The sequence below is a fragment of the Polaribacter sp. Asnod6-C07 genome, from assembly GCF_045063625.1.
Lineage (GTDB): Bacteria > Bacteroidota > Bacteroidia > Flavobacteriales > Flavobacteriaceae > Polaribacter > Polaribacter vadi_A.
The window spans coordinates 3,004,279-3,020,074 of sequence record NZ_JBEFOF010000005.1 but is presented as its reverse complement, the minus strand read 5'-3'; the positions used below and the strand labels follow the sequence as shown (position 1 = coordinate 3,020,074).

Annotated in this window: 13 protein-coding genes; 12 read left to right on the top strand and 1 reads right to left on the bottom strand. The window is 27.9% G+C overall.

Annotation, left to right across the window (positions count from 1 at the left end; translation table 11 throughout):
* The first annotated feature begins 2 nt into the window (after positions 1-2).
* From ACJJVK_RS13115 to ACJJVK_RS13085, 7 genes are all read left to right on the top strand, one after another.
* Positions 3-1,298, top strand: coding sequence for an amidohydrolase family protein (locus tag ACJJVK_RS13115; protein WP_405566533.1), 1,296 nt, complete (start codon positions 3-5; stop codon positions 1,296-1,298).
* Positions 1,299-1,668: 370 nt separating this feature from the next.
* Positions 1,669-2,463: a TrmH family RNA methyltransferase gene (locus ACJJVK_RS13110; protein ID WP_405566531.1), complete on the top strand. Its 795-nt coding sequence runs from the start codon at positions 1,669-1,671 to the stop codon at positions 2,461-2,463.
* 124 nt (positions 2,464-2,587) lie between these two features.
* Positions 2,588-3,334, top strand: a complete 747-nt coding sequence (gene ppgK, locus ACJJVK_RS13105; protein ID WP_215995552.1) for a polyphosphate--glucose phosphotransferase — start codon at positions 2,588-2,590, stop codon at positions 3,332-3,334.
* Positions 3,334-4,566 carry a M48 family metallopeptidase gene (locus tag ACJJVK_RS13100; protein WP_405566529.1) on the top strand — a complete coding sequence of 411 codons (1,233 nt, stop codon included), beginning with the start codon at positions 3,334-3,336 and terminating at the stop codon, positions 4,564-4,566. Before ppgK ends, ACJJVK_RS13100 begins: the two co-directional genes overlap by 1 nt.
* A 67-nt stretch (positions 4,567-4,633) precedes the next feature.
* Entirely contained in the window at positions 4,634-6,859 is a 2,226-nt protein-coding gene (locus tag ACJJVK_RS13095; RefSeq protein ID WP_405566527.1) for a RelA/SpoT family protein, read from the top strand.
* 72 nt (positions 6,860-6,931) lie between these two features.
* Positions 6,932-7,375 (top strand): Fur family transcriptional regulator, encoded by a 444-nt coding sequence (locus tag ACJJVK_RS13090; RefSeq protein WP_215995555.1) that lies wholly within the window; start codon positions 6,932-6,934, stop codon positions 7,373-7,375.
* A 64-nt stretch (positions 7,376-7,439) separates the two neighbouring features.
* A complete protein-coding gene (locus tag ACJJVK_RS13085) occupies positions 7,440-8,711 on the top strand; it encodes an adenylosuccinate synthase (protein WP_405566525.1) in 1,272 nt (423 codons plus the stop codon).
* A 75-nt stretch (positions 8,712-8,786) separates the two neighbouring features.
* Here ACJJVK_RS13085 and ACJJVK_RS13080 read toward each other — a convergent pair whose 3' ends face one another.
* On the bottom strand, positions 8,787-10,586 hold the full coding sequence (locus tag ACJJVK_RS13080; RefSeq protein WP_405566524.1) for a hypothetical protein: 1,800 nt from the start codon (positions 10,584-10,586) through the stop codon (positions 8,787-8,789).
* A gap of 184 nt (positions 10,587-10,770) precedes the next feature.
* Here ACJJVK_RS13080 and ACJJVK_RS13075 point away from each other — a divergent pair, with 184 nt between their 5' ends.
* From ACJJVK_RS13075 to ACJJVK_RS13055, 5 genes are all read left to right on the top strand, one after another.
* Positions 10,771-12,423, top strand: a complete 1,653-nt coding sequence (locus tag ACJJVK_RS13075; RefSeq protein ID WP_405566522.1) for an OstA-like protein — start codon at positions 10,771-10,773, stop codon at positions 12,421-12,423.
* 1 nt (position 12,424) lies between these two features.
* Positions 12,425-13,603, top strand: a complete 1,179-nt coding sequence (locus ACJJVK_RS13070) for an aspartate aminotransferase family protein (protein ID WP_405566520.1) — start codon at positions 12,425-12,427, stop codon at positions 13,601-13,603.
* Between the two features lie 46 nt (positions 13,604-13,649).
* Positions 13,650-14,450 carry a tRNA 2-thiocytidine(32) synthetase TtcA gene (ttcA, locus tag ACJJVK_RS13065; RefSeq protein WP_215995560.1) on the top strand — a complete coding sequence of 267 codons (801 nt, stop codon included), beginning with the start codon at positions 13,650-13,652 and terminating at the stop codon, positions 14,448-14,450.
* Between the two features lie 21 nt (positions 14,451-14,471).
* Positions 14,472-14,807 carry a biotin/lipoyl-containing protein gene (locus ACJJVK_RS13060; RefSeq protein ID WP_405566519.1) on the top strand — a complete coding sequence of 112 codons (336 nt, stop codon included), beginning with the start codon at positions 14,472-14,474 and terminating at the stop codon, positions 14,805-14,807.
* A 95-nt stretch (positions 14,808-14,902) separates the two neighbouring features.
* A complete protein-coding gene (locus ACJJVK_RS13055; RefSeq protein ID WP_405566517.1) occupies positions 14,903-15,793 on the top strand; it encodes an alpha/beta hydrolase in 891 nt (296 codons plus the stop codon).
* Positions 15,794-15,796 lie beyond the last annotated feature (3 nt).

Here is a 15,796-nt window from a genome sequence, read left to right as displayed (position 1 = left end):
TGATGAAAAAAATAATATATAGTTTACTGTTTTTCTTAGCATTAGGAAACATAAACGCACAACAAACACCTGCAGATAAACAAAGTACAGCTATTTCTATAGAAGGTGCAACTGCACATTTAGGTAATGGTAAAGTAATAGAAAACTCATTAATTATCTTTAATGATGGTAAAATTACTTTTGTAGGTTCTGCAATGATGAAAATTGCAAGACAAGGAACAGTAATAAAAGCAGAAGGTAAACACGTTTACCCCGGGTTTATTGCTGCAAACTCAACTTTAGGTTTAGTAGAAATTGATGCTGTAAAAGCAAGTGACGATCAAAGAGAAATTGGTATTTCTAATCCACATATTAGAAGTTTAATCGCTTACAATGCCGAAAGTAAAGTTGTTGAGTCTATGAGACCAAATGGAGTTTTAATGGCACAAATTACACCAAGAGGTGGTACAATTTCTGGTACTTCTTCTATTGTGCAATTAGATGCTTGGAATTGGGAAGATGCTGCTCTTAAAGTGGATGATGCAATTCATATGAATTGGCCAGGAAGTTTTACAAGTGGTAGATGGTGGTTAGGAGAAGATCCTGCATTAAAACCTAATCCTAAATATGCTGAAAGTACAACTAAAATTAAAGATTATTTTACTGATGCTAAAACTTATTTAGCTAGTAAAAAAGAGAAAATGCATTTACCATACCAAGCAATGGAAGGGCTTTTTAATGGTTCTCAAAAATTGTTTATCCACGTTAGTGGAGCAAGAGAAATTACAGATGCAGTAACAATTGCAAAAGCATCTGGAATTAATAATATTGTTATAGTTCGTGGTGAAGGTTCTGAAAGTGTTACAGATTTGTTAGTTAATAATAATATTCCTGTGGTATTGAATAGACCTCACAGAAATCCGAATTCAGAAGATGATGCTTACGATTATACGTATACTATTGCAAAAACTTTAACAGATAAAGGTGTTGTGGTTAGTATTGGTATGGAAGGGCAAATGGAACGTATGAATACTAGAAACCTTCCTTTTTATGCAGGTACTTTTTCTGCACATGGTTTAGATAAAGAAGTTGCTTTGCAATTAATTACATCTAACTCAGCTAAAGTTTTAGGTATAGATGATACTACTGGAACTTTAGAAGTTGGTAAAGACGCAACATTATTTATTTCTGAAGGTGATGCTTTAGATATGAGAACTAACCAATTAACAAAAGCTTATATACAAGGTAGAGATATTAGCTTAGAATCACATCAAACAAAACTTTGGAAACGCTATTCTAATAAATACAAAACTGAATAATAGTTTTATTAAATTTGATAAAAAGCTCTGATGAAAATCAGGGCTTTTTTAATATATATTACATTTAATAATCAAACATTTATCTTATTTCACACATTTTATTAAGAAAAGAAAAACTATTCTATAAAATTCTTATAAATTAAGAATAAAAAAGACTCGAAAAATTCGAGCCTCTTTTGTCAAAACAAATTAAAATTTTCTTTTTCTTTATAACAACCTTCCTTTAAAATTATGTAAACTTTAACTTGGTTCCTATGCATCAAATATTAAATTTATTTTGTTTTAGAACAATACCTACATATAGGTATTTTACAATAATAAAAGAAACATAATTTATTTTAATATCGTGTTAAAAGGTATATTTGCAACAATGAAAGAAATTACTAGCATTCATAATTCTTATATTAAAAACCTTATAAAACTTCAAGAGAAATCTAGAGAACGTAAAAAACAAGGTTTATTTATTATTGAAGGCAAACGTGAAATTAGCTTGGCAATTGAGTCTAATTATAATTTTGAAACTATTCTTTTTGATGAAGATCTCATATCAGAAAAAGAAATTTTAACACTATTTAATTCAAATATTAATCGAATTAAAATATCAAAAGAAGTTTATCAAAAATTAGCCTATAGAGAATCTACAGAAGGTATTATTGCTGTTACTAAATCTAAAAGTTTTTCTTTGGATAATATTGAATTCAAAAATGAAAATCCTTTAATTCTAGTTGCAGAAAGTATAGAAAAACCAGGCAATATTGGTGCTTTGTTAAGAACTGCTGATGCAGCTAATATTGATGCTGTTTTTATTGCAGATCCAAAAAGCGATTTATACAACTCAAATATAATTAGGTCTAGTGTTGGCTGTTTGTTTACAAATCAAATTGCAACAGCAACATCCGAAGAAATTATAAGTTATTTAAAGAATAATAAAATTGATATTTATGCAGCTACATTGCAGAATTCTAATGAATATCATAAAGAAAATTACACAAAAGGATCTGCAATTGTTGTGGGTACAGAAGCAACAGGTTTATCAGAAATATGGAGAGAAAAAGCGACTCAAAATATAAACATACCAATGCAAGGTAAAATCGATTCTATGAATGTTTCTGTTGCAGCTGCAATTGTTATATTTGAAGCTAAAAGACAAAGAAAATTTAAATAAAACCTAACAATTCAGCTTTTATATTACTTTAATTTTAAAAAAATAATATATTTTAGAAGGATAAAACAATAAGTAATATTCACAAATTCGCTGGATAATAAATCATAAATTTAAAATATTAAGAATGAAAATATTAGGATTTGATATTGGAGGATCAGGAATAAAAGCAGCAATTGTTGATACTAAAACAGGAGAATTAATTTCTGAAAGGCATAGAATAGACACACCAAAACCTGCTACTCCAGAGGCTGTTGCAAAGGTTGTTAAAGAAATGGTAGAACATTTTAATTGGAAAAAAGGTGTAGGTTGTAGTTTTCCTACCACAATTGTAGATGGGCAATGTATTCATTCTGGTAATTTAAGCGAAAAATGGTTAAATGTTAAAGTAGATAAACTTTTTAAAAAAGCTACTAAACTCCCTTTTTATGTAAGTAATGATGCTGATTTAGCAGGGTTAGCAGAGGTGAGTTTAGGAGCTGGTAAAGACCAAAAAGGTGTTACAATTGTAATTACAATTGGTACAGGTATTGGCTCTGGTTTGTTTTATAACGGAACTTTAATTCCTAATTTAGAATTAGGTAAAATGCTACATACTAATGGAAAAATCATTGAATTTTACACTGCAGATTCTATCAGAAAAAAAGAAGATTTAACGCTAAAACAATGGGCTTTACGTTTTGATGAATTACTAAATTATGTTAGAATTGTTTATTCACCAAGTTTAATAATTTTAGGAGGTGGAATTAGTAAAAAATACGACCAGTTTAAAGAATATCTAGAAACTGATGTTAAAATTAAAGTTGCAGAATTTAGAAACAATGCAGGTATTATTGGTGCAGCAATGCATGCACATAAAAATTTAAAAGATTAATGCAACCCACTACTCTATTTTATGTACTTATTTCGATAATTATCATCAGTTTTATTATTGATAAAATTTTAGATGCCTTAAATGCTAAACATTTTGATGATAAAATACCAGAAAAATTAGCTGATGTTTATGATGATGAAGAATATAAAAAATCGCAAGCCTACAAAAAAGAGAACGAAAAATTCTCTAACTTAACATCATCATTTTCAATAATTTTAACTTTAGTATTCTTTTTTGCTGATGGTTTTAAATTAGTAGATGATTTTGCAAGAAGTTATACTAATCATCCAATTTTGGTTGCTTTAATTTTCTTCGGCATTATAATGTTAGGTTCAGATATTTTAACAACACCTTTTTCGTATTACAAAACATTTGTAATCGAAGAAAAATTCGGATTTAACAAATCAACAAAAAAAACATTTTGGTTAGATAAAATCAAAGGTTGGTTAATGTCTTCAATAATTGGAGGAGGAATTTTAGCACTCATCATTTGGTTTTATCAATTTGCAGGAGAAAATTTCTGGATTTACGCCTGGATTTTAGTAGCCGTTTTTTCTTTGTTTATGAATATGTTTTATGCAAAATTGATTGTTCCTTTATTTAACAAACAAACGCCTTTAGAAGATGGAGAATTAAAATCAGCCATAGAAAAATACGCAGAAAAAGTTGGTTTTACACTTAACAATATTTTTGTAATTGATGGTTCTAAAAGATCTACAAAAGCAAACGCTTATTTTTCTGGTTTTGGTGCACAAAAAAGAATTACACTTTTCGATACTTTAATAAACGACTTAGAAACAGACGAAATTGTAGCTGTATTAGCACACGAAGTTGGACATTACAAAAAGAAACATATCATTTTTAATTTAGTCACTTCTATCCTACTAACAGGATTCACTTTATTTATTTTATCTGTTTTTATAAATTCATCTGTTTTATCAGAAGCATTAGGTGTTTCAATTCCTAGTTTTCATATTGGTTTAATTGCTTTCGGAATTTTATATTCTCCAATATCAGAAATTACAGGTTTATTTATGAATTATATGTCGCGTAAATTCGAATATCAAGCAGATAATTATGCTAAAGAAACTTTTGCTGGCTTACCTTTAATTACTTCTCTTAAAAAATTATCAAAAAATAGTTTGAGTAATTTAACGCCTCATCCTGCTTATGTTTTTATGCATTATTCACATCCAACTTTGTTGCAAAGAATTATAAATTTAGAAAAGTAATTCTTTGGCTGTTAAAATTAATTTGCTAACTTCACTTAAGTTTTAAACTAAGCCTTTAATTGAGTTTATGGAGTATAATGCAACACCAGAAGAAGAAAATAAGGAAATAGCAAATCGTTACAAAGATTTGCTAAAAGGTACTTATGAGGTGTTATCTAAAGAAGATAAGGAACTCATAAGAAAAGCCTTTGATATTGCTGTAGATGCACATTCTAGTCAGCGAAGAAAAACAGGAGAACCTTATATTTTCCATCCAATTGCAGTAGCAAAAATTGTTGCTATGGAAATTGGTTTGGGTGCAACTTCTATTGCAGCAGCTTTATTGCATGACGTTGTAGAAGATACAGATTATACCTTAAATGATATGGAGCAGTTGTTTGGAGAAACAATTGCAAGAATTGTAAACGGACTCACAAAAATTTCTCGTTTAAATAAAGAACAAGACGCTTCTATACAAGCAGAAAATTTTAGAAAAATGCTCTTAACATTACATGATGATGTTAGAGTTATTTTGATAAAAATTGCAGACAGATTGCATAATATGCAAACTATGGACGCAATGCCAGCTCATAAACAAGTAAAAATTGCATCAGAAACTATTTACATCTATGCACCTTTAGCACACAGGTTAGGTTTATATAATATTAAACAAGAATTAGAAGATTTAGGCTTAAAATATACTGAACCAGAAGTTTACAATAGTATAATAACAAAAATAAAAGAAAGTAAAGAAGAACAACAAGGTTACTTAAATCGTTTTGCTGAAACATTAGAAAATGGATTAGATAAAGAAAATTTTACCTATGAAATAAAAGGTAGATTTAAATCTATTTTTTCTATCCGTAGAAAAATGCACAAGCAAAATGTTACTTTTGATGAAGTTTTTGATAAATATGCAATTAGAATTGTATTTAAACCTATTTCTGAGGATGAAAAACACGATGCTTGGAAAATCTATTCTATTGTTACTGATAATTTTAGACCAAACCCTGCACGATTACGAGATTGGATTTCGCAACCAAAAACTACAGGTTACGAAGCATTACATATAACAGTTATTGGTCCTAACGCAAAATGGGTAGAAGTTCAAATTCGTTCTGAAAGAATGAACGAAATTGCAGAAAAAGGTTATGCTGCACATTTTAAATACAAACAAAACCTAAAAAACGAAAGTGGTTTAGAAAGTTGGCTAAATAAATTAAAAGAAACTTTAGAAAACCATAACTTAAATGCAGTTGATTTTGTAGAAGATTTTAAACTAAATTTATATGCAAAAGAAATTTATGTTTTTACACCTAAAGGTGATTTAAAATCCCTACCAAAAGATGCTTCTGCTTTAGATTTTGCATTTTCTATACATACAGATATTGGTTTAAAATGTAGAGGAGCAAAAGTAAATGGAAAATTAGTACCATTAAGCCATATTTTAAAAAGTGGAGATCAGATAGAAGTAATAACTAGTTCTACAAACAAACCTAATGCAAGATGGTTAGATTTTGTAATAACTGCCAGAGCAAAAACAAAAATTAGAGCTGCATTAAAAGATGAAGAAAAAGGAATTGCAGAAGAAGGTAAAGCTATTTTAACCAGAAAACTACGTCATTTAAAAATACCTTTTAACGATAAAACCATTAATGAATTAGTTGTTTATTTTAAATTAAGAACAAGTTTCGATTTGTTTTATAGAATTGGTAATGGTGCTTTAGATAACACACAATTAAAAGCATTTGTAAACCAAAGAAATAGTACAATTTTAAATTTCTTTAAAACAAAATTAAGAAGAGCTCCAAATACTCACGAAGAAATAAAAGAGAATTTAGACGAAGTTACTAACAAATACGATGCGTTAGTTTTTGGTAAAGAAGAAGAAAAATTAGATTACACCCTGTCTAAATGTTGCAGCCCAATTCCTGGTGATCAAGTTTTTGGTTTTTTAACAATTAATGATGGTATAAAGGTTCATAAAAAAAACTGTCCAAATGCAATTTCTCTACAATCTAATTATGCATATAGAATTATGCTAGCAAAATGGATAGACTCTACTAAACAAGATTTTAAAGCAGTTTTACAAATGAGTGGTGTAGATCATTCAGGTATTGTTAACAGCGTAACTCGAATTATAACAAATAGTAATGGAGTTAATTTACAGAGAATAAACATCTCTGGAGATGAAGGTATTTTTGATGGAAAAATATCATTAAGCGTTAAAAATAGTTCGCAATTAAACAACTTAATTAAGCGCATTTTAAAAGTAGAAGGCGTTAAAAAAGTAGAACGTGTTAATAGAATGTAAATATCATTCTTAGAAAAGTGTATTTTAATTAAGAAATAACTGTAAATTTGTTTTTTTGTAAAAGTTAATATAATGAGTAATTCTCTTGAAAATCAAGACGTAGTTAAAAAAGTTTTTACCACCTATTTACAAGAGCATAAGCACAGAAAAACTCCTGAACGCTATGCTATACTTCAAGAAATATATGATGCTGAAGAGCATTTTGATATAGAATCTTTATATATCAAAATGAAAAATAAAAACTATAGAGTTAGTAGAGCAACATTATATAACACAATAGATTTGTTGTTAGATTGTGGTTTGGTGCGTAAACACCAATTTGATGGGCAATCTATGGCTCGTTATGAAAAAAGTTATTTTGATAAGAACCATGATCACGTAATTTTTACTGACACAGGTGATGTTAAAGAGTTTTGTGACCCAAGAATTCAAATTATCAAAAAAACGATCGAAGAAATTTTTGAGATTGATATTCATAATCATTCCCTTTATTTTTACGGAACAAAAAAGAAATAAACAGTTTTCAACACACAAATAAAAGATTAAAAATTACACAACTAAATAATTACACAAAAATATAATGGCTGTAGATTTATTACTAGGATTGCAATGGGGAGATGAAGGAAAAGGTAAAATTGTAGATGTTTTAACCACAAACTACGACATCATTGCTCGTTTTCAAGGAGGTCCAAATGCTGGGCATACTTTAATTTTTGATGGTTATAAACACGTTTTACACACAATTCCTTCTGGTATTTTTCATAAAACTGCCTTAAACGTTGTAGGTAATGGAGTAGTTATAGACCCTGTTATCTTTAAAAAAGAACTAGAAAATTTAGACAAACATAATATAGATTATACTTCTAAATTATTAATTTCTAGAAAAGCACATTTAATTTTACCTACGCATAGATTATTAGATGCAGCTTCAGAAACATCTAAAGGTAAAGCAAAAATAGGTTCTACTTTAAAAGGAATTGGCCCAACTTATATGGACAAAACTGGTAGAAATGGAATGCGTGTTGGCGATTTAGAATTAGAAAACTGGAAAGAAAAATACGATGCTTTAACAGAAAAGCACATTAAAATGTTAGAATTCTTTGATGTTCAAATAGAATATAATTTAGAAGAATTAGAAGCAGAGTTTTGTAAAGGAATTGATAAATTAAAAACTTTAGAATTTATTGATAGTGAAGCCTTTTTAAACCAAGCTATAAAAGACAAAAAAACAATCTTAGCAGAAGGTGCTCAAGGATCTTTATTAGATATCGATTTTGGTACTTACCCATTTGTAACATCATCTAACACAACTGCAGCAGGTGCTTGTACAGGTTTAGGTGTTGCTCCAAATAGAATTGGCGATGTTTTTGGTATTTTTAAAGCATACACTACAAGAGTTGGTTCTGGCCCCTTCCCTACAGAATTGTTTGATGAAGATGGAGCAACAATGGCTAAAGTTGGTCATGAATTTGGTGCAACAACTGGTAGACCAAGAAGATGTGGTTGGTTAGATTTAGTAGCTTTAAAATATGCAGTAGATGTAAATGGAGTTACTCAATTAATGATGATGAAAGGAGATGTACTTTCTGGTTTCGATACTTTAAAAGTATGTACTTCTTACAACTATAAAGGCGAAGAAATTACGCATTTACCATACAATATAGAACCAGAAAATGTTTCTGTAAATTATACTGAATTTAAAGGTTGGGAAGATGATTTAACTAAAATGACTTCTGCTGATGAATTACCACAGAACTTAATGGACTATATTTCTTTTATTGAAAAAGAAACAGGTGTACCAGTAAAAATTGTTTCTGTTGGACCTGATAGAAAACAAACTATTAACAGATAGTTTAATCAAATCATAAAATAAAAAAAGCATCTTTAATTTCTTAAAGATGCTTTTTTGTTTCGTTAAATTATAAATTTATTTTAATTTATTAATTTCTTCACCAATTAAAATTAATTTAGATTCTTCAAATTTTAGTGCATTATATAAAACTTCTTTCTGACTGATAAAAGATTCTTTACGCTCTAAAAGAACCTCATTATAATACTGAATTCCTTTGTCTAAATTATTTTTAAACTTAACTAAATAACGAAGTTGCTTTTTATCAAAAGATAATTTTAAATCATTCAATTTTTCTTGTAAATTAGATGTATAAAGAGATAATTCTTTGATAAATACATTAGGTCTATCAATTCTAGAAACCATATTTTTTCTTCCATAAATATGATCTGTAATTCCACCTAAACTCATTATTTTATTAAAATAAGCCATATTAGGACCTGGACATACAGAAACCCCATCTCCTGTTTTATTAGTATCTAATTTATTTAATATTAAAGTAGAAGTACCTAAACCAACACATATACAAGATTTCTCTACAATTTTATTAAATTCTTTCTTTTTCTCATCAGCATTTAAATCTAAACTATCTAATTGTTTTAATTTTAAATGTTGATATTCTCTTGATGCAACACACAATCCAGAATCTTTAAACTCTTTATTCAATTGAATAAATTTATTTGGGCAAGATGTACCTGGTCTGTTTTTATCAATAAGAGCTTGTTTCTGTATATCTTTAGTATTACCTCTAAGTGTATTAAAAGGCACTCCTAAAGGAGAAGTATTGCTTAAATACAAATCCTTTTCTTTAGCATTTGCTAGTTTTTCTATTGTTTTATTGTCTACACTTGTAGCTTCTGGCACTAATAAAAAAGGACTTCCCCAACCAATAGAATCTAAATTATATTCTTCTAATAAAAAAGAATGTTCTTCCTCATTACCTACACCTCCTTGTGCAGTGATTTTTAAATCCAAATTAGTTATTGGTAAAACCTTGTTAGCTTCTTTTAAAGAAGCTAACAATAAAGTTTTGGTTTGTTCAACTAAAGTATTTTTATTCTCTTTAAACTCATTTAAAACAGGTCCAATTAAAAAACCATCTGTGGCAAAAGCATGACCACCACAATTTAAACCAGATTCTATTCTGTATTCTGATACCCATAAACCTTTTTTTGCTAAAAATTTACCTTGTATAAATGCAGATCTAAAATCACTAACTTTTAGAATAATTTTCTTTTTAATATATCCTTTTTCATCTGGATAAAAATCATTAAACTTACTAATATATGAATACAATTTAGGGTTCATGCCTGCAGAAAGTACTAAAGACGATGCCAATTTACTTTCAGCAAAACCACGCAAAGCAGCATGAGCATCATTATATTCTACAGGTAACATTTCTTTGTTCAGGTAGTTTTCTTTATCAACTTTTGTCATGATATTTACATCAATACTCCCCTTTTTTAAATTTTTGTTAGCCCATTCTTTTAATTTGTTAAAATCAACACCTTCTTCAGTAAGTTTTAAAAAATCTTTTTTAACATCAGAATATTCTGGTAACATATTGATGTAAGTTCTTAAAGCTGAACTTTTTTCTGAAGTTATATTTTTTAACTGATTAAATTTTTGCTCAGTTTGCTCATGTAATAAGTTTAAATATGATGTAATTCTTTTTGCTCTAAAATCATCAACTTTATCCGATATTTCTTGATAAGGAATCTGAAACTTTTGGCTATAAAGTTTACGCATTTTTTCTACTAAAATATCATCAACCAAAGAAATTACAGAGTCAATACCATATTGCGCTACTTTTAAGGGTGAATCTATTGTAAAACCTATTCCCATAACAGGTATGTGAAATGAATGTACGTTTTTCATTTTTTAATTTAATTGTTTAATTAATTTGCAATATATTTCTATTAAACACTGTAAAAGATGACTATTATCATAAGAAAATGAAAAATTGGAATTCATAAAAGGCTTACTTATTAAAATTTAACTTTTACTTTTCTTTAGTAATCAACTATATTCTTTTCATTATTTTTGTGGCAAAACAAATCATTTGAAAAAAATATTTTTTTTATACCTTATCTTTTCTTCTTTAGCTTCTATTTCTCAAGAAAAAATTGATGGAAAAGAAAAACCAAAAAGAAAAATTCAATACAAGGCTGAAATTCAAGAAGCTGACGAAGAAAAATATCCTGGAGCTACAGTACTTATAGGTAATGTAGAAATGAATCACGAAGGTATAGATTTAACTTGTCAGCAAGCATTATACTACAGAAAACAGAATTTTTTTAAAGCTATAGGTAATGTATTTATAAAACAAGGAGATACCATTACACAAACTAGTGATTATGCTGATTACGATGCTAATTCTAAACAAGCACTTTCTTGGGGAAATGTAGTGTTAACAGACCCTACAATGACTTTAACTACGGATACTTTACAGTTTGACAGAATAAATCAGAAGTTGTATTACCAAAGTTATGGTACTATTAAAGACGAAACAAATACACTAAAAAGTAAAAATGGAAATTACTATTTAGAAAACAAAAAATTTACGGCGACAACTAGAGTAACAGTTGTAAACCCAGAACATAATTTAGAATCGAACCATTTAGATTATTATACCAATTCTGGTGTAGCTTATTTATATGGACCATCAACTATAACAAATACTCAAAACGAAAATAAATTATATTCAGAAAAAGGTTTTTACAATACTAAAACAGATATTTCTCATTTTACAAAAAATGCAAAACTCTTTTTAAAAGAAAGAACTGTAGAAGGCGATAGTTTGTATTATGATAAAAAAAGAGGCTTTGCTTCTGCAACCAATAATATTCAAGTAATAGACACTGTTCAGAATTTTATTTCTAGAGGACATTATGCTGAATTATTTGAGAAAAAAGATTCACTTTACATTATAAGAAGAGCAGTAGCCATTTCAATTATAGAAAAAGATTCTATGTTTATACATGGAGATACTTTATTAATAACAGGTAAACCAGAAAAGCGAATTGTAAGAACATATCATAATGTAAAAATCTTTAAATCTGATTTACAAGGCAAATGCGATTCTATTCATACAAATCAAGTAACTGGTTATACAAAAATGTATAGAAGCCCAGTAATCTGGTCTGAAAAAAATCAAATTACTGGAGATAGTATTTACTTACAATCTAACCTAGAAACTAAAAAATTAGATTCTTTAAAAGTGTTTAACAATGCCTTTATTATTTCTAAAGATTCTTTAGCAGAAGATATTTTTAACCAAATAAAAGGTAGAAATATGTATGGTAAATTTTTAGAAGGTAAGCTAAAAACTTTATTAGTAAAAGGGAATGCAGAATCTGTTTATTATAATAGAAATGAAGAAACTCAAGTTTTAGAAACTATTACAAAAGAAATTTCTAGTAATATTGATTTTATGTTTGAAGATGGTGAAGTTGTATCTATTAAATATCTTAAAGAATCTGATGGAAAAACATATCCGCCATCAAAATTACCAGAAGACATAAAAAAATTAAAAGGTTTTATTTGGCGAGAAGAAGAGCAACCCAAAACTAAAAATGATATCTTTATTATAGATAAAAACACACCTAAAAGAGATCCTTTAGAAAAAAAATCGAAAGAAAAACCGAAAGCTATTTTAAAAGATAAAAAGGATAAGAAAAAAAGAAAATCTCCAAATGCATTAAAACAGCAATAAATTGAAAGAAGATTTTTTTAAATATCAAGCACAAACCTCTCCTCACCCACTTGCAATAGAAATTTCTCACGCAAATGGATCATATATTTACGATACTTCTAATAAAAAATATTTAGATTTTGTTGCTGGAGTTTCTGCAAATAGTTTGGGTCATAATCATCCAAAAGTATCAGAAGCAATTAAAAATCAGGTTGATACTTACACACATGTAATGGTTTATGGAGAGTTTATTCAAAAACCACAAGTGGGTTTATGTAAACTTTTAGCATCTACTTTACCTAATGAATTACAATCAGTTTATATTACAAACTCAGGTACAGAAGCTACAGAAGGTGCTTTAAAATTAGCAAAAAGAGTTACGAATAGAGCAGAAATTATTGCAGCAAAAAATTCTTATCATGGTAATACTCAAGGTTCAATGAGTGTTTCTGGAGTAGAAAAACAAAATGCTGCTTTTAGACCCTTAATACCTGGTATTAAATTTATTGAGTTTAATAATTCTATAGAATTAAATAAAATATCAGAAAAAACTGCAGCCGTAATTTTAGAAACCATTCAAGGTGGAGCTGGTTTTATAGAACCAAAAAATGATTATTTATTAAAAGTTAAACAACGTTGTAAAGAAGTTGGAGCATTATTAATTTTAGATGAAATACAAACTGGAATTGGAAGAACTGGAAAGTTTTGGGGATTTGAAAATTATAACGTAATTCCAGATATTATAATAACTGGTAAAGGTTTAGGTGGTGGAATGCCAACTGGTGCTTTTATTGCTTCTTATGAGCATATGACCTTACTTAAGGACAATCCAAAATTAGGTCATATTTCTACTTTTGCTGGGCATCCTGTAATTGCAGCTGCTGCACATGCTGCTGTAACTGAAATTTTAGATAAAAATTTAATATCAGAAAGTAAAAGAAAAGAAAATATTATCAGAAAAAAACTACAACATTCTGCCATTAAAGAAATTAGAGGTAAAGGTTTAATGTTGGCTGCAATTGTAGAAACTCCGGAATTAGCTTCTAAAATTATTTTTAAATGTTTAGAAAAAGGCTTAATTCTTTTCTTTCTTTTGTTTGAAGGAAGGGCAATTAGAATTACACCTCCTTTAACAATTTCTGATGAAGAACTTGACGCTGGTTGCAATATTCTATTAGAAGCTATAAAAGAAGTTCTTTAAAAACAAAATTATACTTTTTAATACACCAAACCTTATTTTTACAAATATGGAATCTATAAAACAGACAACAAAAAAATTACAGAAAGCTACAGCACAAGCTATACAACAATTTACAATGATTGCTGAAGGAGATAAAATAATGGTGTGTTTATCTGGTGGTAAAGACAGTTATACTTTGTTAGATATGTTATTATATTTTCAGAAAGTTGCACCTATTTCTTTTGATATAATCGCAGTAAATCTAGATCAAAAACAACCCAATTTTCCAGAAGAAGTATTACCTAATTATCTAACCAATTTACAAGTAGATTACAAAATTATTGAAAAAAATACTTATAAAATTGTGATGGATAAAACTCCAGAAGGCAAAACTACATGTAGCTTATGTTCTCGTTTACGAAGAGGAACTTTATATGAGGCAGCAAAAGATTTAGGTTGTAATAAATTGGCTTTAGGTCATCATAGAAATGATATTTTAGAAACCTTTTTCTTAAACTTCTTTTTTGCAGGTAAAATGGAAACAATGCCGCCAAAATTTAAAAATGATGCTGGTGATTTAATCGTTTTAAGACCTTTAGCTTTTTGTAAAGAAAGTGATATAGAAACATACTCAAATCATCAAAATTTTCCTATAATACCTTGTAATTTATGTGGCTCTCAAGAAAATTTACAACGTAAAAAAGTAAAACAAATGATTACAGATTGGGAGTCTGAATTCCCTAACAGAAATGCAATTATGATGAATGCCTTGCAAAATGTTTTCCCTTCGCATTTGTTAGACCAGAATTTGTATGATTTTGATAATTTAGAGAGTAAAGTTTCTGAAAAATTTTCTATTATTGATTAATTTACTTCTAAAAAATTTAAAATGAATTCGTTAAAAAAGGTATTAAATTGGTTAAAATCCAACAAAAAAGATTCAAGAAGATTAGTTAAAAATGAGGTTTTTGAAATTAAATATAATACTGAATTAACTACGGATGTTTTAGTTCCAAATATTCAAAATAAAAGTTTTAAAATCTCTAAATGGTTTGTAAATGTTGGAGATTTAATCAAAGAAGGGCAAATAATTTGTGAATTAGAAAACAATTCTATTTATATAGAATTTGAAAGTTTAACAACAGGAAAACTTGTTTACATTACAAAACCTAAAAACAAATTACAGCCTAATGACTTGATTTGCAAGATTGAAGAATTACAATAAAATTAACATAGAGTTTAAATATAAACTCTTAACTTAGCAAAATACTCTAGATTTTTAGAGTAAAAAAGTTCTATTATTAACTTATTCCCCCAAATATGCTTCTAAAAGATTTCAAAAAACTAGGAAATTACTATAAAGTAAATAATAACAATGTCTTTGTTATTGATTTAGGAAATCATAAAAATACTGTAGTTATAATTAGTGGTTATCCTTTAATTTCTTACGATTTTCATAAAATCATCCTTCAATTATCAGAATTTTACAGAGTTGTTATTCACGATCATTTTGGTTTTGGCCTCACAGAGCTGCCTAATTCTTATTGCTATTCAATTATAGATCAAGCAGATGTTTGCATAAAAATTTGGAAAAAATTAAATTTAAAAGAATTTCAAATCATTGCATCTAATTATGGTGATAAAGTTGCAAAAGAAATTTTATATAGAAGTAATGTGAACCTACTACCCTTTAAAATAACAGGAATAACAATATCTAATAGTAGTAACAAAGATTACTTTGTAAAGCTAAAAACAATTAGCAAATTAATTGATAATAGCAAAATTTCTAAATACAAAGAAGTACTTAGAAATTATTCTACTAAAAATTTCTTTAATAATAAACTACTTGAACAAAAAGAAAATGAAAAAATAGAACGCATTTGGCAGAAGTTTAATGAAATAGAAGGCCAAAAAGAAACTTTAGTTTTATGTAGTTTTAATGAAGAAAACTTTTTGTATTGGCACAGATGGGTTAAAGCTTTAAAAGACTCAAAAATACCAATAAAAATATTTTGGAGAAAAGATGATATTGCAAACATAAAAGACCTACTACTAAATTTAGCAACTACACAACCCAAAAATGTAGAAATTATTGAAAATAAAAAGTGTTTGGTAATTGAAAATAATCCTCTTAGATGGTTGCTTATGATATTGAAAGAAATAGATTTAAGAAATTACAATTCTTTAAAAACACTGTATATTAACTATTAATTA